At 69.2% G+C, this 24531-nt stretch carries 22 protein-coding genes; 9 read left to right on the top strand and 13 right to left on the bottom strand.

What is annotated here, in order from left to right:
- Positions 1–69: 69 nt before the first annotated feature.
- From Ahu01nite_RS23515 to Ahu01nite_RS23505, 3 genes are all read right to left on the bottom strand, one after another.
- Positions 70–2964: a vitamin B12-dependent ribonucleotide reductase gene (locus Ahu01nite_RS23515; protein WP_203838763.1), complete on the bottom strand. Its 2895-nt coding sequence runs from the start codon at positions 2962–2964 to the stop codon at positions 70–72.
- 345 nt (positions 2965–3309) lie between these two features.
- The gene (gene nrdR / locus Ahu01nite_RS23510) at positions 3310–3840 is read right to left on the bottom strand and encodes a transcriptional regulator NrdR (protein ID WP_203838762.1); all 531 of its coding nucleotides are present in this window, start codon (positions 3838–3840) and stop codon (positions 3310–3312) included.
- Positions 3841–4369: 529 nt separating this feature from the next.
- On the bottom strand, positions 4370–4693 hold the full coding sequence (locus Ahu01nite_RS23505) for a LysM peptidoglycan-binding domain-containing protein (RefSeq protein ID WP_239159071.1): 324 nt from the start codon (positions 4691–4693) through the stop codon (positions 4370–4372).
- A 269-nt stretch (positions 4694–4962) separates the two neighbouring features.
- Here Ahu01nite_RS23505 and lexA point away from each other — a divergent pair, with 269 nt between their 5' ends.
- Entirely contained in the window at positions 4963–5760 is a 798-nt protein-coding gene (lexA, locus tag Ahu01nite_RS23500) for a transcriptional repressor LexA (protein ID WP_438874815.1), read from the top strand.
- Between the two features lie 58 nt (positions 5761–5818).
- Positions 5819–6724, top strand: coding sequence for a hypothetical protein (locus Ahu01nite_RS23495; protein ID WP_203838761.1), 906 nt, complete (start codon positions 5819–5821; stop codon positions 6722–6724).
- A gap of 199 nt (positions 6725–6923) precedes the next feature.
- Here the strand turns inward: Ahu01nite_RS23495 and Ahu01nite_RS23490 are convergent, their stop codons facing one another.
- The gene (locus tag Ahu01nite_RS23490) at positions 6924–9146 is read right to left on the bottom strand and encodes a hypothetical protein (protein ID WP_203838760.1); all 2223 of its coding nucleotides are present in this window, start codon (positions 9144–9146) and stop codon (positions 6924–6926) included.
- A gap of 97 nt (positions 9147–9243) precedes the next feature.
- Positions 9244–10644 carry a GTPase HflX gene (gene hflX, locus Ahu01nite_RS23485; RefSeq protein WP_203838759.1) on the bottom strand — a complete coding sequence of 467 codons (1401 nt, stop codon included), beginning with the start codon at positions 10642–10644 and terminating at the stop codon, positions 9244–9246.
- Between the two features lie 173 nt (positions 10645–10817).
- Between hflX and Ahu01nite_RS23480 the strand changes: the two genes are divergently transcribed.
- Positions 10818–12278: an NAD-dependent malic enzyme gene (locus Ahu01nite_RS23480; RefSeq protein ID WP_203838758.1), complete on the top strand. Its 1461-nt coding sequence runs from the start codon at positions 10818–10820 to the stop codon at positions 12276–12278.
- Here Ahu01nite_RS23480 and Ahu01nite_RS23475 read toward each other — a convergent pair.
- Genes Ahu01nite_RS23475 through miaA form a run of 3 tightly spaced genes read right to left on the bottom strand, consistent with a single transcriptional unit; the run spans position 12275 to position 14789 of the window.
- Positions 12275–13012 (bottom strand): glycerophosphodiester phosphodiesterase, encoded by a 738-nt coding sequence (locus Ahu01nite_RS23475; protein ID WP_203838757.1) that lies wholly within the window; start codon positions 13010–13012, stop codon positions 12275–12277. The genes Ahu01nite_RS23480 and Ahu01nite_RS23475 overlap by 4 nt on opposite strands.
- On the bottom strand, positions 13012–13857 hold the full coding sequence (gene dapF / locus Ahu01nite_RS23470; RefSeq protein WP_203838756.1) for a diaminopimelate epimerase: 846 nt from the start codon (positions 13855–13857) through the stop codon (positions 13012–13014). The genes Ahu01nite_RS23475 and dapF overlap by 1 nt, the downstream gene beginning before the upstream one ends.
- A gap of 8 nt (positions 13858–13865) precedes the next feature.
- Positions 13866–14789: a tRNA (adenosine(37)-N6)-dimethylallyltransferase MiaA gene (gene miaA / locus Ahu01nite_RS23465; protein ID WP_203838755.1), complete on the bottom strand. Its 924-nt coding sequence runs from the start codon at positions 14787–14789 to the stop codon at positions 13866–13868.
- Between the two features lie 172 nt (positions 14790–14961).
- Here miaA and Ahu01nite_RS23460 point away from each other — a divergent pair, with 172 nt between their 5' ends.
- Positions 14962–16170 carry a DUF349 domain-containing protein gene (locus Ahu01nite_RS23460; RefSeq protein WP_203838754.1) on the top strand — a complete coding sequence of 403 codons (1209 nt, stop codon included), beginning with the start codon at positions 14962–14964 and terminating at the stop codon, positions 16168–16170.
- A 47-nt stretch (positions 16171–16217) separates the two neighbouring features.
- Here Ahu01nite_RS23460 and Ahu01nite_RS23455 read toward each other — a convergent pair whose 3' ends face one another.
- Genes Ahu01nite_RS23455 through Ahu01nite_RS23440 form a run of 4 tightly spaced genes read right to left on the bottom strand, consistent with a single transcriptional unit; the run spans position 16218 to position 19718 of the window.
- Complete coding sequence (locus tag Ahu01nite_RS23455; RefSeq protein ID WP_239159070.1) at positions 16218–17171, bottom strand: threonine ammonia-lyase; 954 nt, start codon at positions 17169–17171, stop codon at positions 16218–16220.
- A gap of 7 nt (positions 17172–17178) precedes the next feature.
- A complete protein-coding gene (locus tag Ahu01nite_RS23450; protein ID WP_203838753.1) occupies positions 17179–17640 on the bottom strand; it encodes a group II truncated hemoglobin in 462 nt (153 codons plus the stop codon).
- Positions 17641–17684: 44 nt separating this feature from the next.
- Positions 17685–19211 (bottom strand): tRNA (N6-isopentenyl adenosine(37)-C2)-methylthiotransferase MiaB, encoded by a 1527-nt coding sequence (miaB, locus tag Ahu01nite_RS23445; RefSeq protein ID WP_203838752.1) that lies wholly within the window; start codon positions 19209–19211, stop codon positions 17685–17687.
- 21 nt (positions 19212–19232) lie between these two features.
- A complete protein-coding gene (locus tag Ahu01nite_RS23440) occupies positions 19233–19718 on the bottom strand; it encodes a hypothetical protein (protein ID WP_239159069.1) in 486 nt (161 codons plus the stop codon).
- A gap of 142 nt (positions 19719–19860) precedes the next feature.
- Here Ahu01nite_RS23440 and Ahu01nite_RS23435 point away from each other — a divergent pair, with 142 nt between their 5' ends.
- From Ahu01nite_RS23435 to Ahu01nite_RS23420, 4 genes are all read left to right on the top strand, one after another.
- Positions 19861–20607: an amino acid ABC transporter ATP-binding protein gene (locus Ahu01nite_RS23435; RefSeq protein ID WP_203838750.1), complete on the top strand. Its 747-nt coding sequence runs from the start codon at positions 19861–19863 to the stop codon at positions 20605–20607.
- A gap of 107 nt (positions 20608–20714) precedes the next feature.
- Positions 20715–21569 (top strand): glutamate ABC transporter substrate-binding protein, encoded by an 855-nt coding sequence (locus Ahu01nite_RS23430; RefSeq protein ID WP_203838749.1) that lies wholly within the window; start codon positions 20715–20717, stop codon positions 21567–21569.
- 83 nt (positions 21570–21652) lie between these two features.
- A complete protein-coding gene (locus tag Ahu01nite_RS23425) occupies positions 21653–22327 on the top strand; it encodes an amino acid ABC transporter permease (RefSeq protein WP_203838748.1) in 675 nt (224 codons plus the stop codon).
- A complete protein-coding gene (locus tag Ahu01nite_RS23420) occupies positions 22324–23208 on the top strand; it encodes an amino acid ABC transporter permease (RefSeq protein WP_203838747.1) in 885 nt (294 codons plus the stop codon). Before Ahu01nite_RS23425 ends, Ahu01nite_RS23420 begins: the two co-directional genes overlap by 4 nt.
- A gap of 77 nt (positions 23209–23285) precedes the next feature.
- Here the strand turns inward: Ahu01nite_RS23420 and Ahu01nite_RS23415 are convergent, their stop codons facing one another.
- Complete coding sequence (locus Ahu01nite_RS23415) at positions 23286–23906, bottom strand: NAD(P)-dependent oxidoreductase (RefSeq protein WP_203838746.1); 621 nt, start codon at positions 23904–23906, stop codon at positions 23286–23288.
- An 80-nt stretch (positions 23907–23986) separates the two neighbouring features.
- Here Ahu01nite_RS23415 and Ahu01nite_RS23410 point away from each other — a divergent pair, with 80 nt between their 5' ends.
- Positions 23987–24460, top strand: coding sequence for a MarR family winged helix-turn-helix transcriptional regulator (locus Ahu01nite_RS23410; RefSeq protein ID WP_239159068.1), 474 nt, complete (start codon positions 23987–23989; stop codon positions 24458–24460).
- Positions 24461–24531 lie beyond the last annotated feature (71 nt).

The following is a 24531-nucleotide window of genomic DNA, read 5'->3' as shown; positions in this document are numbered from 1 at the left end:
TTATCAAGCGTGCAGCATCTTCTGGGTCTCAGGACGCCCCTGGAGGGGACGCCCCAGAACGGTCATTTTTCAGCTGCAGCCGGAGGTGGAGCCGCAGCCTTCGCAGACGTAGCAGCTGCCTGCGGGGCGCATCTTGGTGCCGCAGGTGAAGCAGAGCGGGGCGTCGGCGGAGGTGCCCAGGACGATTTCGAGGAGCTCCGTGGAGGAGTGCGCTGTGGTGGGCGCGGCCTTCTCGATTTCGGTGGCGGCGGGGACCTCGGCGGTCGGGGCGGTGACCGGGGCTGAGGCGGCCATGCCTGCGAGGTCGACGCTTGTGGTCTCGGCGACCACGCCTGCGGCCTCGGCGGCTTCGGCCTGGATCTGGGCCGCACGCTCCTTGGCGGTGAAGATGCCCAGCTCGGCGCGGGTGTCGTAGGGCAGGAAGTCCAGGGCCAGGCGGCGGAAGATGTAGTCCATCACCGAGGCGGCCATGCGGACGTCGGAGTCGTCGGTCATGCCGGCGGGCTCGAAGCGCATGTTGGTGAACTTGCTGACGAACGTCTCCAGGGGGACGCCGTACTGCAGCCCTATCGAGATTGCCACCGAGAAGGCGTCCATGACGCCGGCCAGGGTGGAACCCTGCTTCGACATCTTGAGGAAGACCTCGCCGAGGCCGCCGTCCGGGTAGGACGACGCCGTCAGGTAGCCCTCGGCACCGGCGACCGAGAACGACACCGTCTCCGAGGTGCGCTTCTTGGGGAGGCGCTTGCGGACCGGGCGGTACTCGATGACCTTCTCGACGATCTTCTCGGCCTCGGCGACCACATCGACCACTGCCGGGGCGGCGGCCTTGTTGCCCTTGGACGCCGACAGCGGCTGGCCGACCTTGCAGTTGTCGCGGTAGATCGCGAGCGCCTTCAGGCCCAGCTTCCAGCCCTGGAAGTGCACGTTCTCGATGTCTTCGACGGTCGCCGACTCCGGCATGTTGATCGTCTTGGAGATCGCGCCCGAGATGAACGGCTGGACGGCCGCCATCATCCGGACGTGGCCCATCGGGGCGATCGAGCGCTCGCCCATCGCGCAGTCGAAGACCGCGTAGTGCTCGGGCTTGAGGCCGGGCGCGTCGACCACGATGCCGTGGTCGGCGATGTGCTCGACGATCGCCTCGACCTGCTCCTCGGGGTAGCCGAGGCTGCGCAGCGCGCGCGGGACCGTCTGGTTGACGATCTGCATCGAGCCGCCGCCGACGAGCTTCTTGAACTTGACCAGGGCCAGGTCGGGCTCGACGCCGGTGGTGTCGCAGTCCATCATCAGGCCGATGGTGCCGGTCGGCGCGAGCACGGACGCCTGGGCGTTGCGCCAGCCGTTCTTCTCACCGATCTTGTTGCCGTTCTGCCACTGCTTGGTGGCTTCCTTCACCAGGGCGGTGGCGACGTCGCCCTGCGGGCGGATCGCGTCGTTCGCCGCGGCGTGCTTGCGCATGACCCGCTTGTGGGCGTCGGCGTTGCGGGCATAGCCGTCGTACGCGCCGACCACGCCGGCGATCTCCGCGGAGCGGCGGTAGGCGACACCAGTCATCAGCGAGGTGATCGCGGCGGCGACGCCACGGCCCGACTCCGAGTCGTACGGGTGGCCGGTCGCCATGAGCAGCGCGCCGAGGTTCGCGTACCCGATGCCGAGCTGGCGGTAGGCACGCGTGGTCTCGCCGATCTTCGGGGTCGGGAAGTCCGCGAAGGAGATCGAGATCTCCATGGCGGTGATCACGAACTCGACGCTCTTGACGAACTTCTCGATCTCGAAGCCACCGTCGGACTTCAGGAACTTCATCAGGTTGAGCGAGGCGAGGTTGCAGGACGAGTCGTCCAGCGACATGTACTCCGAACACGGGTTGGACGCGGTGATGCGGCCGGTCTCCGGGTTGGTGTGCCAGTCGTTGATCGTGTCGTCGTACTGCAGACCCGGGTCGGCGCACTCCCAGGCGGCCTTCGCGATCTCGGTGAACAGCTTGCGGGCGTCGATGCTCTCGATCGTCTCGCCGTGCATCCGGCCCCGCAGGTCGAACGTGGTGCCCTCGTCAACCGCCCGCATGAACTCGTCGCTGACGCGAACGGAGTTGTTGGCGTTCTGGTACTGCACGGAGACGATGTCGGCGCCGCCGAGGTCCATGTCGAACCCGGCGTCGCGCAGGGCCCGGATCTTGTCCTCTTCGCGGGCCTTGGTGGTGACGAACTCCTCGATGTCGGGGTGATCGACGTCGAGGATGACCATCTTGGCCGCGCGGCGGGTCGCGCCACCGGACTTGATCGTCCCGGCGCTGGCGTCGGCGCCACGCATGAAGCTGACCGGGCCGCTGGCGGTGCCACCGGAGGAGAGCAGCTCACGGGAGGAGCGGATCCGGGAGAGGTTGACGCCGGAACCGGAGCCACCCTTGAAGATCAGGCCCTCTTCTTTGTACCAGTCGAGGATCGAGTCCATCGAGTCATCCACGGACAGGATGAAACACGCACTGACCTGCTGCGGCGAGGACGTGCCGACGTTGAACCACACCGGCGAGTTGAAGCTGAACACCTGGTGCAGCAGCATCCAGGTCAGCTCGTGCTCGAACACCTCGGCGTCGGCCGGGGCGGCGAAGTAGTTGTTGTCGTCGCCGGCCTTGCGGTAGGTCTTCACGACCCGGTCGATGAGCTGCTTGAGCGACCACTCGCGTCCCGGCGTGCCGACCGCACCCCGGAAGTACTTGGTGGTGACGATGTTCGCGGCGTTGACGCTCCACGTGGCCGGGTATTCGACCCCGCGCTGCTCGAAGTTGATCGAGCCGTCCCGCCAGTTCGTCATGACGACGTCGCGGCGCTCCCACTCGACCTCGTCATACGGGTGGACCCCCTCGGTCGTCCAGACCCGCTCGACGCGCAGCCCCCCGACCGCGGCGCCCCCGTTACCAGCGCGAGTGCGCTGCCGACCTGCTGTGATGCCGTCACCGGCCATGTGCGTGCTCCCCCTCGAACGATCACGGCTTCCCCACCGCGATCCACTTTCCGACAGCGCGGCCTCCCGGGCCGTGCTTCCATTCCCAGCCGTTTCGGGGCAAAACCCCTCTGCCGGTACGCCCGAAAGCGCACCGGTACGCGCGGCGCCCCGTGGCGGCGGTGCAGTACTCGCGCCGGTGTTGCAGTCCCAGGTGATACGCCCGCGGTTACTTGCCCTCCCACGGGTTTTGCTTCGGCGCTGCGCTTTTCCTAGCCCCACGCGCTTCGGCCGGCGCACACTGATGGTGTCTGCGCGCGCCGCTGGTGCTCGCCGTGCCGCCTCGCCCGGCGTGGTGGTGCCGGCCTAGGGCGACCTGTCGCTGATCTTCGGTGCCCTGCCGCCGGAGGGCCTGGTGGTGACCACGTGCCGGGCGGCCGCCTCCCGGCTCGTGGCGGCCTCTCGCAGCTCGGAGATCTCCCGCTCGAACTCGTCGAGCGAGTCGAACGACTTGTAGACGCTCGCGAAGCGCAGATAGGCCACCTGGTCGAGCTCACGAAGCGGAAGCAGGATCGCCAGGCCCACGTCGTGACTGGGCACCTCGGCCGCACCCTTGGCCCGCACGGTCTCCTCGACCTTCTGCGCGAGCAGCGCGATCGAGTCCTCGTCGACGGGCCGGCCCTGGCAGGCCTTGCGCACCCCGCTCATGATCTTCGTCCGGCTGAAGGGCTCGGTGACTCCGCTGCGCTTGACCACGGCGAGGACGGCCTCCTCGACGGTGGTGAACCGCTTGCCGCACTCGGGGCACGACCGACGGCGACGGATCAACTGACCGTCGTCGGCCTCACGCGAGTCGACCACGCGGGAGTCCGCGTGCCGGCAGTACGGGCACCGCACCGTAATCCTCCTGTCGCCAGAGCTTCAGAGCACTGATCACCAGAGGAAGTTGCCCGCGGTCTCCCCGCCGCCCGGACACGCCAACACGCAGCTCCGAGGTGATCAATTTCCGCCTCGGACCTGTGGACGAATCTGTGGACGACGTGGGGGCCAGACCCCAACCTGTGGATGACTTACACCCTTGTAACTACTAGATGTTGGGGTTGACGTTATGCCGCTGCGGACGCCGACGCAAGTTCACCGACGGTTCGGCGCGCCGTATTTTCTACCTCAACACGCCGGGTGCCGCACCGGTCACGGCCAGCACCGAAACCAGTTGATCAAGGTCACGCGACGGGGTAAACCCACCACGCCCGGACCCTCATATCCATGAATGCCCCGACCGGTCAACGGCCTGCTCTCCACCCCTGCCGGCAGCCCCCGGACACCACAGCACCCCCACCACCACGCCACCGACGACAGGTGATCCCGACTACTCACCCCGGTCGCCGCCACTACCCACCACGCCGAGCGCCCGCGGGGCGAACCCTCAGCGGCTCGGGACCGCCAGGGTCTGGCCGGCATAGATGTACGCACTGTCGATCCCGTTCAGATCGCGGATCTCAGGGACCACCTGCTGCGGCGAGCGCTCCGGGACCATCCGGTCGGCGATCGACCACAGCGAGTCGCCCGGCTGGACCACCACCGACACGGCGGGTCCGGCGGGCGTTTCGTCGGCGCGCGAGGCTGTGGTCCACAGCACTGCACTGGCCAAGGAAGCCAGAAGCACGAAGAAAGCCAGAACGGCGACACGTCCCCGCCGCGTCAACCGCAGCGGGGCGGGGCGGCCCGAGCGCACACCGGTTGCTACCACGGCATATTCCTTTCATCGCATACTTCTCTCGTACGGGCGTTCGATCGAACGCCCGTACGACGGTCTATCAGAACAGGCGTACGGAAGTCGAGCACTTCAGGGCGACACGCCGGGAGAATGTCGTACAGATGTTTGAATATGTCGTACCGCGCAAGTACGGTTCTGCTTCAAGAGGGGTCAGCCGGACATACGTCATCCCCACGGCAGATGTCCGGCTCCGCGAGCGCACCACGTGTCCGAGAGGGCACTGGCCGACAAGGAGGGCCGACGTGTCGACCGACGACCGGACGAGCCGGGAACAGCAGAAGGACTCGAAGCCCGAGGCGACGAACAACCGGGCGGCCCTGCGCCGCCGGACCCCGGCCCGGGCCCGCAGCGCCGACGCGCCGCAGTTGCGTTCGGTGACACCGGTGGTGAGCCAGTTCCCCGACGTGGTGACGGCTGACCTCACGGCCCGCCAGCGCCGCATCCTGGAGTTCATCAAGGACTGGGTGGAGCGCTACGGCTACCCGCCGAGCGTCCGTGAGATCGGCGAAGCGGTCGGCCTGGTCTCCCCGTCGAGCGTGGCCTACCAGCTCAAGGAGCTCGAGAAGAAGGGCTTCCTGCGCCGCGACCCCAACCGGCCGCGCGCGGTGGACGTCCGCTCCCCCAGCGAGATGGTCGACGACGAGACCCTCCGCTCGGCCCGCCCGGCCCCGGCCTACGTGCCGCTGCTGGGTCGCATCGCCGCCGGTGGCCCGATCCTGGCCGAGCAGGCGGTCGAGGACTTCTTCCCCCTCCCCCGCGAGCTCGTCGGCGAGGGCGAGGTCTTCATGCTCGAGGTCAAGGGCGACTCGATGATCGACGCGGCCATCTGCAACGGCGACTGGGTGGTGGTCCGCCAGCAGCCCTCCGCCAACGTGGGCGACATAGTGGCCGCCATGATCGACGGCGAAGCCACCGTCAAGAGCTATCGCCAGCGGGACGGCCACGTCTGGCTGATGCCCGCCAACCCCTCCTTCGACCCCATCCCCGGTGACGACGCCGTCGTCATGGGCCGCGTGGTGGCCGTCCTCCGCCGGATCTGACACCAACCGGGCCGCCCCGCCGCACGAGCATTCTCCGGGTACGGCGGGAAAGTTGGGCATGAGCAGCTGGGACCGGGCCTTCCACGCGTACGGACCGGCGCGCGGTGGCGACGAGTTGCTGGACGTGCTCCAGCGCGGCGGGGAAGACACCTACCTCAAGGATCATCCCGGCGCGGTGTGGCAGCCCTACACGTTCCTGTGGACAGCGCTCCACTGCGGCGGGCGGATCACCCCGGCAACGGTTCTCGGCCTGCGCCACCTCGTGAGTGCCGTCACCGCGGACGACTTCGGCGGGTCCGATCCCACCCTGCGGGTCGCCGCGGTGTGGTGGATCCGGGATGTGATCCGTTCCGCCCTCACCGGCAACGACCTGGACAGCGCGCGGCTCATCGCCGCCCGCCGCAACGACCCGGCCGTGCACGAATGGCTCGACGAATTCCTGCGGCAGGAGCGGTCGATCTTCGACTGGGATGCCGGTGACGCACCTGGCCAGGTGTTGATCGCCGCGGCCCGAGTGGACTGCTTCGACTTCCTCCCGGAGTGTTTCGCACCGCTGTCAACGCTGCTCGCGCCAAGTCAGCCGGAGGAATTGCGCGCAGCCGCTGCGAGCGCCACGGCGTTGCTCGTCGCCCACCCCAGCCTCCGCAGGTACCACGACGAGATCACCGCCTACCACGCCGAGCAGGCTTGCCAGGGTTCACCGCGTTATCGGGAGTCGATGGTCCTCGGGCTCGGCGAGCTGGGCGTGACGCCGACGAAGTGGCTCTCGGATGCGGAGTTGGGGGTCCGGGTATCCGCCGCTCTCGCGCCGGGCCTCGTCGGCGATGAGACGGCCGCCGAAGTGCTCCGGCTCGCATACCTGCACCCCGCGGCGCTCGACGGCCTGTCCCTGCATCAGCTGCCCTCGATCAACCAGGCCGTCGCCGAGGCTCTCGGCGAACGCTCCGCGGAGTGGGGCCCGTGACTGGCAGGTACGAGCGGTCATGACAACGGCGATGGAAACCAAGCGAGGCCGGACACCCGGTGTGGTGTCCAGCCTCGCTGAGCTGAGTGGTCAGCGGCCGTACATCTGACCAAAAGAAGACGGGCCGCAGGAGCCCCGGTTCTCCAGGCCTCCCCCGCCTCGGTGCGCGTTGTTCAGGGAGCTGTTGGGGTTGGCTCGCTTACCGGCCTCCGCCGCCACCCTGCTGGGGACCGCCGCCATAGACGCCCCCTCCGCCGCGGCCGGGGCGGCCGTTGTCGCCACCGCCTTGCTGGGGGCCGCCGCCGCGGGTGGGAGGGGGTGTGGCGCGGCCGGGTTGGGCGGCTCCGCCGCGTGGGGGCTGGCCACCGCGGGCGGGAGGCTGAGGGGCGCGGCCGGGTTGCGGGGCCGAGGCAGGCCGGGCAGCGGGCTGGCCACCCTGGGGCGGGCGGGGTGCGCCGCCGGTGGGACGGCCCTGGCCGCCGGCGGGACGGCCGGACTGGGCACCGTCGGCGGGACGACCCTGCTGGGCACCACCTGCGGGACGACCTTGCTGAGCCCCACCTGCGGGGCGACCCTGGGCACCGCCACCGGCGGGACGACCCTGCTGAGCGCCACCAGAGGGACGGCCTTGCTGGGCACCACCAGTGGGACGGCCCTGCTGAGCACCACCCGCCGGGCGAGCGGGCTGGGCAACGCCGCCCGGACGCGGAGGCTGAGCCGCACCGCCCGGACGCGGAGGCTGGGCAGCGCCACCGGGACGCGGAGGCTGAGCTGCGCCCGTGGGACGAGAAGGCTGGGCGGAACCGCCGGTGCGAGGGGGCTGGGCGACAGGAGCTCCACCGGCGCGGGCGGGCTGCGCAGCGCCACCGGGGCGGGGAGGTTGAGCGGCGCCGGTGGGGCGGCCGGGCTGGGCCGCGCCGGCGGGGCGGGCAGCTTGGGCGCCGCCGGTGGGACGACCCTGGGGGCCACCGGGACCGCCGGGGCCACCAGGGCGGGCGGGCTGCGCACCGCGAGCGGGCTGACCTGCGCCCGGAGGGCCACCGGCAGGGCGACCCTGCGGGCCACCGGGACCGCCAGGACCAGGGCGACCCGCGGCGGCTGCACCAGCAGCGGCGCCGCCGTAGACGCCTGCGCTCTGGGCTGCGGCTGCTTTGGCTCCGTAGATCGGGCCCGAAGGGCCGGCCCCGGCGGCGTAGGCCGCGTTGCCGCGGGGTGGGCCGCCGACGGTGAGGAGTTCGGTTTTGGCGTCGCCGGGGGCGGGGGCGCCGAGGAGATCGTCCTCGTCGTCGTCGGCGGGTGCCGGCTCGAGGGCTCGCTTCTTGCGGGCCTTCACGATGCCGATGACGCCCGCGCCCACGAGGAGGAGGCCGATGACGCCGACGCCGGCGACGAGGTAGGTGATGTCGTCGAGGCTGAGGTCGGAGAAGAAGCTGGAGCCGGCTGACTTGCTGTCGGAGGCGGAGTCGGACTTCGCCTCGACGACCTTGGTGGCCGGGGTGTAGCGCAGGATGTAGTTGACCGAGCCGTCGTCGATGTCACCGAAGTCGGAGACCGTGACGAAGGTCTTGCCGTCGGCGCTGTAACTGATGGCTTCGCCGAACGGCTCGTTGGGGAGGCCGGTGGCGCGGGGGGTGGCTTTGAGGGCCGCGACCACGTCGCCGTTGGTGACGTCCCATTCGAAGGCGTCGAGGTAGGTGCGGATCACTACCTTCTTGCCGTCGGGAGAGACGGCGCCGCCCGTGACCACTCCCTGGGCGAGGCGGGCGAACGTGGTGCCCGAGGTGTCCGTGCGGGGGAGTTCGAGCGTGCCGACCTTCTTGAGCGGGACGCCCTCTTTGTTGTTCGTCTTCAGGGCCGTCGTGGGCGTGTAGATCTGCGCCGCGCCGGTGACTTCCTTGGTGACGATGATCGGGTTGCCCTTGCCGTCCAGCAGGAGCGCCTCGGCGTCGTGCTTGTCGCCGTCGGGGTACGAGAGGCGGTGGATCTTCGGCTTCTCGGAGCCGTCGGTCGGCATGGTCCAGAGGGCGACCGTGGGGCGGGGGGTGGCGCTCTTGTCACGGACGGCGTTGTCGCCGGTGTCCGCGATCCAGAGCTTTTTGCCGTCCGGCGAGACGATCATGTCTTCGGTGTCGAGGGGTCCACCGCTGTAGGCGACGGAGTTCTTGATCGCACACTTGTCGTCGAGGAAGAAAACCTTCTTCTTCTCGTCGGTGAGCGACCCGTCGTTGATGACGATGAACCCGTCGTCCGTCGCGACGATGCCCGAGAGCTCGTCGAGAAGCGGATCGGTGACCTTACAGACCTTCTTGCCGGCCGCGGCCTTCGTCGCCGAGGCCGCTGGGGCCTCCTCGGCGGAGGCTGGCACGGCACCCGCCACTACCAGCCCAAAGGCCAGCATGGCTGGGAACACGAGACGCCGCATCCGATCAGTGTCGCATGCGGCGTCGCGTGCCGGTGTTACGCGTGGATCAAGGCTGGTCAAAGGGCGGCGAACCGGGGCACGCACCGTATCGGGCCCATCACCGAGGCACGACGAACTGCTCCAGATCGGCGGCCAGGTGCTCGCCGACGCGCACCCGGAGCTCCGATCCCTCGTCGGTGTGCCGGGTGTCCAGCACCTGTCCCTGGCGGTGGATGCGGGCGACCAGGTCGCCGCGGTCGTAGGGCAGCAGGATCCGCAGATCCACCGCGGGCCGCGGAAGCCGCTGCGCGATGGCGGCGTGCACCTCGGGGATGCCCTGGCCGGACCGGGCTGACGCGAAGACCGCGTCGGGCCAGGCCCGCTTGAGCCGCAGGATCGTCTCCTCGTCGGCCGCGTCGACCTTGTTGATGACGAGCAGCTCGGGGATGCGGTCGGCACCGACCTCGCTGAGGACCTCGCGGACCGCGGCCACCTGACCCTCGGGGTCGGGGTGCGCGCCGTCGACCACGTGCAGGACGAGGTCGGCGTAGGCGACTTCCTCGAGCGTCGAGCGGAAGGCCTCGACGATCTGGTGCGGCAGGTGCCGGACGAAGCCGACGGTGTCGGAGAGCGTGAAGACCCGGCCGTCCTCCGCGGCGGTGCGCCGCGTCGTCGGGTCGAGGGTGGCGAAGAGCGCGTCCTCCACCAGCACACCGGCCGAGGTCAGCCGGTTGAGCAGGCTGGACTTGCCGGCGTTGGTGTAGCCGGCGATCGCCACACCCGGCACCCCGCTGTTGGAACGTTTGGAGCGCTTGGTCTGGCGGGCCGTCCGCATCGCCTTGATCTCACGGCGCAGTTTCGTGATGCGCTGGTTGATCCGGCGGCGGTCGGTCTCGATCTTCGTCTCACCGGGGCCACGTGTTCCCACGCCACCGCCGGATCCACCGCCCGCGCCACCGCCCTGCCGGGACAGCGAGTCACCCCAGCCGCGCAGTCGCGGCAGGAGGTACTGCAGCTGGGCCAGCTCGACCTGCGCCTTGCCTTCCTTGCTCTTCGCGTGCTGGGCGAAGATGTCGAGGATCAGCGCGGTGCGGTCGACGACCTTGACCTTGACCTGCTTCTCCAGGTTGCGCAGCTGGGACGGCGAGAGCTCGCCGTCGCAGATGACGGTGTCGGCGCCGGTGGCGATGACCACGTCGCGCAGCTCGTCGACCTTGCCCCGGCCGATGAAGGTGGCCGAGTCGGGCCGGCCGCGGCGCTGGATGAGGCCTTCGAGCACCTCGGAGCCGGCGGTCTCGGCCAGAGCGGCGAGCTCGGCGAGGGAATTCTCCGCATCGCTGACGCTGCCCTCGGTCCAGACGCCGACCAGGACTACTCGCTCGAGCCGCAGCTGCCTGTACTCGACCTCGGTGATGTCCGTGAGCTCGGTGGAGAGACCCGCCACGCGCCGTAGCGAGTGCCGTTCCTCGAGTTCCAGCTCACCGGTCGTTACGTCGGGTTCGAAAAGCTCTGTTCGCAAAAGGTGACCTCCTCAGCCCGATGGTGGCACGTCCCGGGGTCGAGCGCATCCACATATGAGGGCTGAGCGTTGTCGCAGAAGTGTCTGACTCACCAGTAACCACCGCGGTGGTTGCCGCTATTCCCCAGGGGCGAGAATGCGGGTACACACCCGCCAACGACGGAGGGAAATCCGTGGTGACCACCCGCCTGCCCAGCGCAGGATTCTCGATCACTGTCCGTATCGCCGTGACAGCCGACGCCTCTTCCATCGGACGGCTCACCACCTGCGTGGGTGAGGCGGGCGCGATCGTGACGGCGCTCGACGTGGTGGACTCCGACCCGACCCGCGTCCTCGTGGACCTCACCTGCGACACCGCCGACGCCTCGCACGCCGACCAGGTCGTGAAGAACCTCGAGGAGCAGGACGGCGTCGACGTCCGCAAGGTCTCGGACCGCACGTTCCTGCTGCACCTCGGCGGCAAGATCGAGGTCAACTCGAAGGTCGCGCTGCGCAACCGCGACGAGCTCTCCCGGGCGTACACCCCGGGCGTGGCGCGGGTCTGCATGGCCATCGCCGAGAACCCAGCCGACGCGCGCCGGCTGACCATCAAGCGCAACACGGTCGCCGTGGTGAGCGACGGCTCGGCGGTGCTGGGCCTGGGCAACATCGGCCCGGCCGCCGCGATGCCGGTCATGGAGGGCAAGGCCGCCCTCTTCAAGCGGTTCGGCGGCGTGGACGCCTGGCCCGTGGTGCTGGACACGCAGGACACCGACGAGATCGTCGCCATCGTCAAGGCGATCGCCCCGGCCTACGGCGGCATCAACCTGGAGGACATCGCAGCGCCGCGGTGCTTCGAGATCGAGGCGCGGCTGCGTGAGCTGCTCGACATCCCGGTCTTCCACGACGACCAGCACGGCACCGCGATCTGCGTGCTCGCGGCGCTGACCAACGCGCTGCGCGTGGTCGGTAAGAACCTCGCGGACGTCAAGGTGGTCGTCTCCGGCGCCGGCGCCGCGGGCACGGCCATCATGAAGCTGCTGCTGCGGCAGGGCGTGGGCGACATCATCGCGTACGACCGCCGTGGCGCCCTGCACCGCGACATGGACGACCTGAACCCGACCTGGCAGTGGCTCGTGGAGCACACCAACCGCGACAACTACTCGGGGGATCTCCCGGGCGCGATCGCCGGCGCCGACGTCTTCATCGGGGTGAGCGCGCCGAACCTGCTCACCGGCGACGACATCGCCAAGATGGCGGACCGGTCGATCGTCTTCGCGCTGGCCAACCCGGACCCCGAGGTGGACCCGCGGGAGGCCCGCAAGTACGCCGCGGTCGTGGCCACCGGCCGCTCCGACCAGCCGAACCAGATCAACAACGTGCTGGCGTTCCCCGGCGTGTTCCGCGGCATGCTCGATGTGAGCGCCGAGGAGTTCACCGAGGACATGGCGCTCGCGGCGGCCATGGCCATCGCGAACGTGGTCGGCGACGACAAGCTCAACCCGACCGTGATCGTGCCGAGCGTGTTCGACCCGCGGGTGACCCCTGCGGTGGCCGCGGCGATCCGGGCCACGGTCAAGGGCACCCCGGCGCCGCAGAACGCCGCCGCGGTCGCCAAGGAGGAGCTGGACGAGGCGCCCGAAGAGACGTTCTAGGCGACGAGGGAGTTGGCCCAGCCGGTCAGTTCCCCGGTGTGGTCGGTGATCAGGCCGGCCACACCGGCGTCGACCAGCCCGGGCCAGAGCGCGGCGTCGTTCGCCGTCCACGGCATCACCGAGACGCCGACCCCGGCCAGCGCCGCGACCGTCCCGGGCGAGCCGAGCACCGAGCTCATCCGCGGGTTGCAGTAGGAGATGCCCAGCTCCTGGGCGATCTCGACCTGGTCGGCGTCGAAACCGTCGCGCAGCAGGCCGCGGCGCACGTCGGGGGCGACCTCGCCGGCCAGCCGCACGATGGCCGGGTCGAAACTCTGCACGACCGTGCGGCCCAGCAGCCCGGCGTCGGCGACCTGGCCGAGGATGTTCTTGACCTGCTCGAGCGTGGCCGGGGGCTTGATCTCCAGCAACAGCTCGGCGTCGTGCGGGCCGAGCAGATCAAGAACCTCGGTCAACTGCGGCACACCGATTCCCGCGTACGCCGGGGAGAACCAGGTCCCCGCGTCCAGCCCGGAAATTTCGTCGAGGGTCAGCTCCCAGACCTTGCCGGACCCGTCCGTGGTCCGGTCGACCGTCCGGTCGTGGATCACCACGGGCACGCCGTCGGCCGTGGTCCGCACGTCGAACTCGATGAACGTCGCCCCGGCCAGCACACCCGCGGTCAGGGCGGGCAGGGTGTTCTCGGGCGCGATCGCCGAATATCCGCGATGCGCCACGCGGTGCAGCGAATCCATCAACCGAGGGCCGCCACATCAACCTCGCCGGTGGCCACCAGCACCGCCGGACCCGCCAGCCACCACCGCCCGTCACCGTCGGCGGTGACCAGGAGCCGGCCGCCGGGCAGGTCGACGGCGACCCGGCCCTCGGTGAGGCCCGCCTCGCGCAGGGCGACCGCGCCGACCGCGAGCGCCCCGGAGCCGCAGGACAGCGTCTCGGCCGAACCGCGCTCGTAGACGCGCATGTGCACGTGCCGGTCGGCGCCCTCGACGGGCTCGCCGGGGGTGGTGAACTCGACGTTCACCCCTTCGGGGAAGACGCTGGGGTCGTAACCGGGTGCCACGTGCAGGTCGATCCTGTCGAGCCGGACGCCGTCGTGCAGCCCGGCGACGAGGTGGGGGTTGCCACAGTTCACGGCGATCCCGGGGAACGTCAGCGGTCCGATAGTTGCGGTGCTGGCGGCGTACACCTCGGGGGTGCGCATGTGAACGGAGATCAGGTCGCCCTCGAAGACCGCGCGCACGACGCCTGATCGCGTCGCGACCGGAAGGCCCGCAGGGCCGGCGGCGGCGAGATCGTGGGTGAGCAGGTAGCGGGAGAAGACGCGGACGCCGTTGCCGCACATCTCGGCGATCGTGCCGTCGGCGTTCCAGTAGTCCATGAACCACTCGGCCTCGGCCGCGTAGCCGGCGCCGTCGGGGTGCTTCGCGGCTCGCACCACGCGCAGCACGCCGTCGGCGCCGATGCCCCGATGGCGGTCGCAGAGTGCGGCGACGAGGAACGGCGTCAGGTCGAGCGCGCCGTCGTGGTCATCGAGGATGACGAAGTCATTGCCGGTGCCGTGGCCCTTGGTGAACAACACGCGGTCCATCATCGCTCAGCCCCGCGAACCACTGCCAACGCGGCGTTCGTCACGTTTGGATCGGCGGCGTCCAGCCAGGTGATCCGGGGATCACGCCGGAACCAGGACCGCTGGCGGCGCACGAACCGGCGGGTGGCCCGGACGGTCTCGTCCCTGGCCTGCTCCCCGGTCAGCTCGCCGTCGATCTCGGCGAGGGCCTGCTGGTAGCCGAGCGCGCGGCTGGACGTGCGGCCCTCGCGCAGGCCGGCGAGGTCGAGCGCGCGAACCTCGTCGAGCAGCCCCTGCGCCCACATCAGGTCCACCCGCTCGGCGATCCGCCGGTCCAGCTCGTCGGTGACGCGATCCACACCGATCTGCACGGCCGGGTAGTACGGCGTGGGTTTGGGCAGGCTCGCGGTGAACGGCCGCCCGGTCATCTCGATCACCTCGAGCGCCCGCACGACCCGTCGCCCGTTCGAGGGAAGGATCTTGCCGGCGGCTTCGGGGTCGGCCTCCCGCAGCCGCGCGTAGAGCGGTGGAAGTCCGTTTTCGGCGAGCTCGGCCTCGAGACGTTCCCGAATGGCGGGATCCGTGCCCGGAAATTCAAAATCTTCCAGAACGGCCCGGACATACAAACCGGACCCCCCGACCAGCATGGGTACGCGTCCCCGCGCGGCAATCTCGTCAACAGCGGCCCGGGCGACCTTCTGGTACTCGGCGACGCTCGCCGCAACCGTGACGTCCCACAGGTCAAGGACGTGGTGCGGGACGCCTTCCCGCTCGTCGGAGGTCAGTTTGGCGGTGCCGATGTCCATGCCCCGATAGAGCTGCATCGAGTCGGCGTTGACCACCTCCCCGCCCAGCTCACGGGCCAGGGCGAGGCTCAGCGCGGACTTTCCGGCGGCGGTCGGGCCGACGACGGCCACGACTGTCGGGGGTGGGAGCAACGGCACGGAGCCACCGTAACGGGCTGGTCACGGTCATCCGTGGGCGCTTCCCCGGAACCGGGTTGGACCTGTGACAATGCGCGAGAAACAATGCCGATGGAATGATGGCATTCGACTGCGCCATGGCGGCGACCCCGGGCAGCGGAGCCCGAGACGCCGGGAGAACGAGGATGGGCTCATGATTGACTGGACGACCTTCGGGCGCGTGGATGCCGACGGCACCGTGTACGTCAAGACCGCCGAGGGCGACCGGGTGGTCGGTTCTTGGCAGGCCGGCACGCCGGAGGAGGGCCTGGCGCACTTCGCCCGGCGCTTCGCCGACCTGGTCACCGAGGTCGATCTCGTGGAGGCCCGGCTCAAGTCCGGCGCAGCCGACGCGTCGCACTCGCTGACCAGTGTCAAGCGGATCCGGACGACCCTCGACGAGGCGCACGTCGTCGGTGACATCGACGGCCTGGCCGCGCGGCTGGACCGGCTGACCGAGCTGGCCGACGTCAAGGCCGGCGAGGCCAAGGCCGCCCGCGAGGTGGCCCGCACCGAGGCCCTCGCGCGCAAGACCGCGCTGGTCGAGGAGGCCGAGACGATCGCGGCCGACGCGACCGGCTGGAAGAGCGCGGGCGACCGGCTCAAGGAGATCCTCGACGAGTGGAAGACCATCCGCGGCGTCGACAAGAAGACCGACGGCGAGCTGTGGAAGCGCTTCGCGGCCGCCCGGGACGGCTTCACCCGTCGCCGCGGCGCGCACTTCGCCACCCTCGACGGTCAGCGCAAGCAGGCGCAGACCGCCAAGGAGGACCTGGTCAAGGAGGCCGAGACGCTCGCCGAGTCCACCGAGTGGGGGCCGACGGCCACCCGGCTCAAGGACCTCATGAACGAGTGGAAGGCCGCGCCCCGCGCCGCCAAGGAGTCCGAGCAGAAGCTCTGGGAACGCTTCCGGGCCGCGCAGGACGCCTTCTTCACCAAGCGCAGCGAGGTCTTCTCGGCCCGCGACGCGGAGTACAAGGGCAACCTCGAGAAGAAGCAGGCGATCCTCGCCGAGGTCGAGGCCCTGGACATCGACGCGGACCCGCGCGGCGCCCAGAACAAGCTGCGGGACGCCCAGGCCGCCTGGCACGACGCCGGCCGTGTGCCCCGCGAGTCGTCCGTCGGTCTCGACCGCCGCTGGCGCGCGGCGGAGGAGCGCATCCGCATCGCGATGGACTCGGCGTGGCGCAAGACCACACCGCAGGACAACCCGCTGCTCAAGCAGATGCGTGACCAGGTCGCGGAGGCCGAGGAGAAGCTCGCCCGCGCCCAGGCCGCCGGTGACACCAAGCGGGTCAAGGAAGCCGAGAAGGCACTGGCCTCCAAGAAGCAGTTCCTGGCCCTCGCCGAGGCGGCCGGCTGACGTAGTACCTCTTCAGATGGCGCCCGGCTCTCGCCGGGCGCCATTTTTTACAGCCCCGAGAGCCCTGAGAGCTCTGTGGCGTCCGCGTTGCCACCGGTGCACACCACGGCCACCCTCCGGCCCTCGAAGAGGTCAGGGCGGCCCAGGACGGCGGCGAGGGCTGCCGCGCCGGCTCCCTCGGCGAGGGTGTGCGCATCGGCCGCCAGCCGGCGCCGGGCAGCGTCGATCTCATCGTCGGTGACGAGCAGGAAATCGGCCAGGCCGGTACGCAGGAGGCGCTGCGGCAGCTCGTAACCGCGCCCGGTCGCCAGGCCCGCCACCCGCGTGCGGTTCGGCCGGTTGACGAGCTCCCCCGCCTGCCAGGAGTCGTACGCCGCCGGCGAGCTCGCCGACTGCACGCCGTAGACCTTGCAGGCCGGTGCCAGCTCCCGGGCGACCACGGTGGCAGCGCCCGCGCCCGTGCCGCTGCCGATCGGCACGACGATCGCGTCGAGCTCGGGCTCCGCCTCGAGGATCTCCAGGTAGAGGGTGCCGACCCCGGCGAGCAGTTCCGGCGTGTCACCGGGGCTGACCAGGCGCGCCCGGGTCCGGTCGGCCAGCGCCTCGGCGTAGCGCTGGGCCGCCTCGAGATCGTCACCGGTCAGGACGACTTCGGCGCCGTGGCCTCGTACGGCTGCGGCTTTGGCAGTGCTGGCAGTTCCCGGCATGACCACCGTGCAGGCGGCGCCGAAAACGGAGCTCGCATAGGCCAGGGACTGCGCGTGGTTACCGGTCGACCACGTAACGATGCCGCGTTTGCGATCGTCCGGCGACATCGCGTCGAGCAGGGTGAGCCCGCCACGCACCTTGAAGGCACCGACCGGCTGCGCGTTCTCGTGCTTGACGAACACCGTGGCACCGACCGTCTCGTTCAGGACGGGATAGGACCACATCGGGGTCGGCGGCAGGTGCCGGTAAACCACTTCGCGAGCCGCGAGCACGTCCCCAAAATCAAGATCCACGGGACCATCATCCCTGGTAGGGCGGTGCGACTCCCCATCCCCAGTGCGGTACGGGTGCGTCCATGAACACTTCCGCCCCGGGCTGTGAATTCTGGTGGGCCAGCCGGGTGCCCCATTCGACGTACCCGAGGAACGCCGCGCGGAACTCAGGATCGCCGGGCAGCCCGGCCTCGTCGGCGGCGTCCTGGATCAGGTTGACCCAGCGGCGCCGCTGGGGCTCGGTGATCGCCATGCCGATGTGCTTGGCGACCATGTGGGGATAACCCCCGTGCTCATCGGTGTACGTCGTCGGGCCGCCGAAGACCTCCGCGAACCAGATCGCCACGTAGCGGGCGTGCTCCGGATCCATCCGGGCGAACAGCGGCCCGAGCAGGTCGTCCTCGACCACCCTCGCGTAGAAGGCCTCGGTCAGCCGCTCGAAGGCCGCGGTGCCGCCGGCCCATTCCCACAGTGTCGGTGTATCCCCCATGCACCAGTTCTACCGGTTCTACCGGACGGCGCAACCGTCGGCTGCTACCGGACGGCGCAACCGTCGGCGGCGGGCAGCGGGGCCGGGACGCCGATCGTGGGCAGGCCGAGGGAGACGCCGGGGAGCTTCGGGGTGCGGCCCGCCTCGAACGCGTCACCCGCGCGGGTGCGGCGGTGGCTCAGCGGAGCGCCGTCGGCGTTGAGGTGGTGCGGGGCCGCATACGTGATGACGGTCTCGATGATGTCGCCCGGGCGGGTGGTCGTGTCGCCGGTGGCGAAGTGGACCAGCCGGCCGTCGCGGGCGCGGCCACTGAGCCGGCCGGTGCGCTCGTCCTTGCGGCCCTCGCCGACGGCCACCAGGACCTCGACCTTCTCCCCCACCAGGCGCTTGTTCTCCGCCCAGCTGATCTCTTCGAGCACCTCGATCAGGCGTACGTAGCGCTCCTGGACGACCTCCTTCGGCAGCTGGCCGTCCATGGTCGCGGCGGGCGTGCCGGGGCGCTTCGAATACTGGAACGTGAAGGCGCTGGAGAAGCGGGCCTGACGCACGACGTCGAGGGTGCGCTGGAAGTCGTCCTCGGTCTCGCCGGGGAAGCCCACGATGATGTCGGTGGTGATCGCGGCATCCGGCATGGCGGCCCGGACCTTGTCGATGATGCCGAGGTATTTCTCCGAGCGGTAGCTGCGGCGCATCGCCTTCAGCACCTGGTCGGAGCCGGACTGCAGCGGCATGTGCAGCGAGTGGCAGACGTTCGGCGTCTCGGCCATCGCGGCGATCACGTCGTCGGTGAAGTCCTTCGGGTGCGGGCTGGTGAACCGGACCCGCTCCAGGCCCTCGATGGTGCCCGTGGAGCGCAGCAGCTTGCCGAACGCGAGCCGGTCGCCGAACTCCACGCCGTAGGAGTTGACGTTCTGCCCGAGCAGCGTGACCTCGAGGACACCCTCGCGGGCCAGCGCCTCGACCTCGGCCAGGATCTCGCCGGGGCGGCGGTCCTTCTCCTTGCCGCGCAGCGACGGCACGATGCAGAACGTGCACGTGTTGTTGCAGCCCACCGAGATGGAGACCCAGCCCGCGTAGGTCGACTCGCGCTTGGTCGGCAGCGTCGACGGGAAGACCTCGAGCGACTCGAGGATCTCGACCTCGGCCTCCTGGTTGTGCCGGGCCCGCTCCAGCAGCGTCGGCAGCGAGCCGATGTTGTGGGTGCCGAAGACGACATCGACCCAGGGTGCGCGCTTGACGATGTCGCCGCGGTCCTTCTGCGCCAGGCAGCCACCGACGGCGATCTGCATGCCGGGGTTCTTCAGCTTGGTGGGCCGCAGGTGGCCGAGGTTGCCGTAGAGGCGGTTGTCGGCGTTCTCCCGGACGGCGCACGTGTTGAAGACCACGATGTCGGCCGCGTCGGCGTCGGCGGCACGGACGTAGCCCGCGTCCTCCATCAGGCCGGAGATGCGCTCGCTGTCGTGCACGTTCATCTGGCAGCCGTAGGTGCGCACGTCATACGTCCGGGGATCGGCGGACGTGCCGGGGACAGCGGGCGTGCGGGGCTCGGTGCTCTGCGAAATGTCAGTCATGGCAATTGACCAGGGTAGTCCCTAAGCCGCCGCGGGTCTCCCCGGAGGCCGCTCCGGTTTCCACCTCGATCGCGAGCAACCGGGGCCGGCGGCGCAGGCGGGGTCGGAACCGGTGCAGACGCGCACGTGGCTCCGCTCCGTGCCGTCGTCGGTCTCGGTCTCCTCCACGTGTACGGGTCGGAGTGTGCCATCGGGCTCAGCGCGTACATATCGGGTGGGATTGAGGGTGTCGTCCGGGAGCAGGAGGTCGGCACCGAGCCGGACCGCGACGGCGCTGGCGATGGTCGCCTCCGCCACGTCGCCCGGGGCCATGTAGCAGTCAATCAATGTCGGGAAGTCGCCCCCGACATGCCAGACGTCGCAGAGGACGGCGTCGCCCACGGGGGCGTCCAGGGTCATCACAGGTCGCTGCAGGGCGCCGGAAACGGCGTCACGGACAAGTGCCGCATCGAGGGTCCCGGCGGCACACCAGTTCCAGAGCCCGTCGGTCGGGTCGGTGTCTGCCATACCGCTCATCGTGGACATCCCTTCCGGTCCGCAGCCGCGGTGTTACTGCTCCGTGACCATTCTCGACGCGTTCCGATACAACTGCGCCAATAGAGTGACCCCATCAGAGTGATGCCCCCACAGACAGGACGGTGGTCAGACGGTGACGACGAGCGAGCCTCTCATCGTCCTCGAAGGCGTTAACAAGTACTTCGGCCCCCTGCACGTCCTGCAGGATGTCAGCCTCTCCGTGGATCGCGGTGAGGTGGTCGTCGTGATCGGACCTTCGGGGTCGGGTAAGTCCACGCTCTGTCGCGCGATCAACCGCCTCGAGCCGATCAGCGGCGGGTCGATCACCTTCGACGGTCAGCCGCTGCCCGCGGAGGGCAAGGCGCTCGCGCGACTGCGCAGCGAAGTGGGCATGGTCTTCCAGTCCTTCAACCTCTTCGCACACAAGACCATCCTGCAGAACGTCATGCTGGGTCCGATCAAGGTTCGCGGAGAGAAGTCCGCAGCCGTACGCGAACGGGCGATGAGCCTGCTCGAAAGGGTCGGCATCGCGGCACAGGCGGAGAAGTACCCCGCGCAGCTCTCCGGTGGTCAGCAACAGCGGGTCGCCATCGCGCGCGCCCTCGCCATGCAGCCCAAGGCGCTGCTCTTCGACGAGCCGACCAGCGCGCTCGACCCGGAGATGGTCGGCGAGGTGCTCGACGTCATGACCTCCCTCGCTCGCGAGGGGATGACCATGGTCGTCGTCACCCACGAGATGGGTTTTGCCCGTGCCGCAGCCGACCGGGTGGTCTTCATGGCCGACGGCCAGCTGGTGGAGCAGGCCGCGCCGGCCGAGTTCTTCGCCAGCCCGAAGAGCGACCGCGCCAAGGACTTTCTCTCAAAAATCCTCACCCACTGAGTTCTGGATACAGAGCTTCGTTGTTCCGACAGATGCCTTGTGGCGTCTGCGGACGAGGACGTCCACTTCAGTTTGATCTGCAATTTTTCAGTAAGAGGAGCGTGACGATGCGCATCACCCGTTTGACTGCGATGGCCGGGGTCTTCGCCCTGGCAATGGCCGCGGCGGCATGTGGCGGCGGCGACGACAGTGGGTCGGGTTCGGCCAGCGGCATCGTCGGCAAGGCGAGCAAGGACAAGAAGCTGGTCTTCGGCGTGAAGGCCGACCAGCCCGGTCTCGGCCTGCAGACCGGTGGCACCTACGCCGGCTTCGACATCGAGATCGCGAAGATCGTCGCCAAGGGCCTCGGCGTGCCCGAGACCGGCATCGAGTACAAGACGACCGTCTCCGCCAACCGGGAGCCGTTCATCCAGCAGGGCCAGGTCGACGTGGTCATCGCGACCTACACGATCAACGACGAGCGCAAGAAGGTCGTCAACTTCGCCGGCCCGTACTACGTCGCCGGTCAGGACCTGCTCGTCCCGATCGCCTCGACCATCACCGGCCCCGAGACGCTCGCCGGCAAGAAGGTCTGCTCCGTCTCCGGCTCCACGCCGGCCAAGCGGATCCAGACCGACTACAAGGACGCGAAGCTCCAGCAGTTCGACTCCTACTCCAAGTGCGTCACCGCACTCGCCGCGGGCTCGGTCGACGCGGTCACGACCGACGACATCATCCTCGCCGGTTACGCCGCCCAGGATCAGTACGCGGGCAAGTTCAAGGTCGTCGGCAAGAAGTTCTCCGACGAGCCGTACGGCATCGGCGTCAAGAAGTCCGACACCGAGGGCTGCAACAAGATCAACGAGATCCTGAAGGCGTCCGCCACGGACGGCTCCTACACGGCGGCGTGGAACAACACGCTCGGCAAGAGCGGCACGCCGGCTCCCGAGCTCGACGTCACCAAGCTCACCAACTGCGCCTGATTTTCTCCTAGGAGGGGCGGGGCCGGCACCACGCCGGCTCCGCCCCTGCTTTCCCCCTCCAGCGTCGCGAGGAAGCGAGGGCGATGGACGTCTTCTCGGATTCAGCCAACATCGACACGTACGTGACCGGGTTCCTCTGGATCCTGAAACTCACGGCCGCGGCCACGGTAGGTGCCCTGGTGCTCGGCGTGCTGCTCGCCGGCATGCGGGTCTCCCCCATCCCGGTCCTGCGTGGCTTCGGTACGGCCTGGGTCAACACGTTCCGGAACACGCCGCTGACGCTGATCGTGTTCTTCTGCTACTTCGGCCTGTATTCCGCGCTCAGCCTGGAACTGTCCGACGACATCGACACGAACAACTACTGGCTCGGCGTGATCGGCCTCTCGGTCTACACCGCCGCGTTCGTGTGCGAGGCGATCCGCTCCGGCATCAACACCGTCCCCGTCGGACAGGCCGAAGCCGCCCGCGCGATCGGGATGTCGTTCATCCAGACGCTGACCCTGATCATCCTGCCGCAGGCCGGCCGCGCGGTCGTCGCGCCACTGGGCAGCATCTTCATCGCCCTGGCGAAGAATGCCACCATCGTCGGCACCATCGGCCTGATGGAATCCTCGTCGGCGATGAAGGAACTGATCAACGCCAACGGCGACGCGGTCTTCCCGATCTTCTTCGTCTTCGCGGGTACGTTCGCCATCTTCCTGATCCCCACCGGTTACGCCTTCGGCTGGCTGGCCAACCGACTGGCGGTGAAGCGGTGAGCGTCACCGACGCGGTCCTCTACGACCACCCCGGCCCCCGCGCCAAGATCCGCAACCGGATCCTCACGGTCGTCCTCGGCATCGCCATGCTCGCCGTGCTCTATTGGATCTACACGAAGTTCGACGACAAGAACCAGTGGGCCGGACCGCTCTGGAAGCCGTTCCTCGAGGGCGAGACCTGGACGTCGTACATCCTCCCCGGCCTCTGGGGCACGATCAGCGCGGCCGCGGTCGCCATGGTGCTCTCGCTGGTCTTCGGCATCATCTTCGCCGTCGGGCGGCTCTCCGACCACTGGTGGCTGAGCATCCCGGCCGGCGCCGTGGTCGAATTCTTCCGAGCCGTGCCGCTACTGCTCATGATGTTCTTCATCTTCTTCGGCATCCCGTTCCTCACCGAAGAACCCATGCCCCCGTTCTGGGCCGTCGTGATCAGCCTGACCCTCTACAACGGGTCGGTCCTCGCCGAGGCCTTCCGCGCGGGCATCAAGTCGGTGCCGACCGGCCAGAGCGAGGCCGGCTACGCGATCGGCATGCGCAAGAACCTCGTCATGCGCGAGATCCTGATCCCGCAGGCCGCCCGGGCGATGCTCCCGGTGATCGTCAGCCAGCTGGTCGTGCTGGTCAAGGACACCGCACTGGGCTACATCATCGGCTACACCGAGCTGCTGCAGGACGGCGTCAACACCCTCGGCGCCAACTTCGGCAACACGGTGGCCGCAGCGATCGTCGCGGCGATCATCTACATCATTCTGAACGCCTCCCTGACGTTCTTCGCGGGCTACCTGGAGCGACGCACCCGCCGCACCGGGCGCGCTCCCCGCAGCCCCAAGGCCGCCGCAGCCACGCCGGGCACGGTCGTCGACGGGGCAGCCACGATCTGATCCAGCTCTTCCGGACCTTCCCGCTCTTTTGGCGCCAGGCCCGGTTCACCCCTACCGGGTGGGCCGGGCCCGAGTCTTTACCTCCGGGCGAAGACCGCCGTTTCGTTGCCGAAGCGGGATTTGGCAGCCTCTTCGATCATCAGGGCGGCCACGTCCGCTCGGGTGATCGTCGGGAACATCAGGGGTGGGCGGTAGGTGGCCGCTGGGACGAGTTCGAACGTGCCTTTGGGTTCGTTGCCGCCCAGGATCGGGGCGTGCACGACGGTTCCGCCTGCGGCGCGGATAGTGTTCTCCGCGGCGGTCTTGGCGGGGATCTCTTTGCGGAGCACCAGATTGAACAGCGGCGTGAAGAGGGGTCCCGCGGATCCTCCGGTCGCGCCGAGACCGAGCGAACCCAGCCAGACGACCTTCGGCAGGCGCAGCGCGGCGACCGCATCCGCTCCCGCGGTCAGGGTGGTGACGTCACCACCGCGTGCGGTGCCGAGCGCGCTGACGAGGGCGCCGGCATCCTGCGTGGCGGCTGCGAATCCGGCCGGGGCAAAGACGTCCGCGGCGATGACGGTGAGACGTTCGTGCTCGAGGTCGACGAGCTTGGCCGGCGTGCGCGCTATCGCCACCACGTCGTGGCCCTGACGCAGGGCCTCGCTGACAAGAAGACGGCCGGTTTTGCCGGTTGAGCCCAGTACGGCGATCTTCATGACGGCCTCCTAATTCTTTGAACGTTCAAACACTGTAACCCTTTTCCTTTGAACGTTCAAATACTTGGTAAGATGGCGGGGTGGCTGACTCGCAACCCCTCCCGGACACGGCGGACGTCGCCTGGCTGACCGAGTCGGAGCAGGAGGCCTGGCGGCAGCTGTTGCGTGTGCTCCTGCGGCTGCCATCGGCGTTCGACGGGTTGCTGCGACAGGCGGACGATCTGGTTCTGGTCGAGTACAACGTGATGGCGTTCCTGTCCGAGGCGCCCGGGCGGTCGCTGAAGATGACGGCCATCGCGGCCGAGGCCGACCTTTCGCCGTCGCGGCTGTCCCACCTGATCGGGCGGCTGGAGAAACGGGGGTGGGTGCTGCGCCACCCGGCCACGGACGACAAACGGGTCATCATGGCTACGCTCACAGCCGAGGGATATGCCAGCGTTCAGCGACTCGCTCCGCGGCATGTGCGAGATGTTCGCGAGCTTGTCTTCGACCGCCTGACCGCCGAGCAGGTCGACCAGCTCAGCCGCATCGCCGCCGCGATCGCCGCCCGATAGCGGGCGTGGACCTACCGCGGAAACCGCTCTGGAGATCGTCGGTACGCGCGGCAAGATGCACATGGTCGACG

This window comes from Winogradskya humida (genome assembly GCF_016862215.1).
GTDB lineage: Bacteria > Actinomycetota > Actinomycetes > Mycobacteriales > Micromonosporaceae > Actinoplanes > Actinoplanes humidus.
The sequence above is the reverse complement of the archived record's forward strand: the minus strand, read 5'-3'. Positions and strand labels throughout refer to the sequence as shown.